This window comes from Vibrio sp. 1978 (assembly GCF_033344345.1).
In genome coordinates, this window is record NZ_JAWPOP010000131.1 from 1 (window position 1) to 1,137 (window position 1,137).

The window sequence follows — 1,137 nt, forward strand, 5'->3', positions numbered from 1 at the left end:
GATTTTGATAGAGGCTGATTACATCATCTATCGAGTCAACAATGGCTAAGTAGGAGCAAGTCTGCTCGATACCAAAAGTGTGAAAAGCCTTGAGGCTTGCGTGTTCTTTAATTTGCATAGTGATTTGCAACGCCAGATAAGATTCTCTTAAACTGGGCACATTCTACCCCAGTTAACTTTTAACCGCAGTGACAATACCTAACTCATTAATCATAGAAGTGTTAAATCCGATCAAACTCCCTTTGATCAAAAAGCTCTATAAAGCCCATTACCCCTCCGGGCGAGCCAAAAAAGATGAACTCATCATCACAGCCAGTCGTGAAGGTGTGATCGTCGCACTACTAAGATTAAAAACCGTAGAGCAATATCGCTTATTAACAGGCATGCTCGTCATCCCAGAAGTTAGAGGAACAAACGTTGGCCACACTCTGCTAGAGCATTGCGAGAACAAAGTTTTCGAAGATGGTGATTATTGTTTCGCTTTTAGCTACTTAGAAAAATATTATGCTCAACATGGTTTCGAAACCATTGACAGTCATGAGCTGCCGAACTCCTTAAAGATGGCCTTTCAACGTTATGTTGATAGCGGCAAAGATCTCATTCCAATGCAATTTATCCCTTCAAAGGTTTCAAAGCGTGCGCTTTAGTAGCCAGGGAAATCATATCTTTGGTAAAATATCAGGTTCGCAATATTGCACTAAAATAAGGTACTCACACCGATATGATAGTAAATAGGAATCCATTCGAGCAGTTGCCTAGTCTCGCAATCAATCCTGAAGACTTTGATGTTCTGTACTCTGCAGAAACATTTCGAACTCGTCTTTTAGATGCGATCAGCAAAGCAACGTCACGAATCTACCTAGTCGCTCTATATCTGGAAGATGATGAAGCTGGGCGTGAAATACTCACTGCACTTTACGAAGCAAAGCAGCGTAATCCAGGATTAGACATTAATATCTGTGTTGACTGGCACCGAGCACAACGCGGCCTTATTGGTGCAGAAACATCAGAAGGCAACTCAGCGCTTTATAAAGCGTTTGCTGACCAATACCAACATGCCATCCCTGTTTATGGTATCCCCGTTCGCGGTCGAGAAGTATTTGGTGTACTTCATTTAAAAGGCTTCGTCGTCGACGA

At 42.2% G+C, this 1,137-nt stretch carries 1 protein-coding gene and 2 pseudogenes; 2 read left to right on the forward strand and 1 reads right to left on the reverse strand.

Features of this window, described 5'->3' with window-relative positions:
• A pseudogene (locus tag R8N49_RS24990) lies at positions 1–118 on the reverse strand (UDP-N-acetylenolpyruvoylglucosamine reductase); the annotation flags it as partial.
• 100 nt (positions 119–218) lie between these two features.
• Here R8N49_RS24990 and R8N49_RS24995 point away from each other — a divergent pair.
• Positions 219–647 carry a GNAT family N-acetyltransferase gene (locus R8N49_RS24995; protein WP_225502399.1) on the forward strand — a complete coding sequence of 143 codons (429 nt, stop codon included), beginning with the start codon at positions 219–221 and terminating at the stop codon, positions 645–647.
• Positions 648–721: 74 nt separating this feature from the next.
• Positions 722–1,137 (forward strand): annotated as a pseudogene (pssA, locus tag R8N49_RS25000) (CDP-diacylglycerol--serine O-phosphatidyltransferase); the annotation flags it as partial.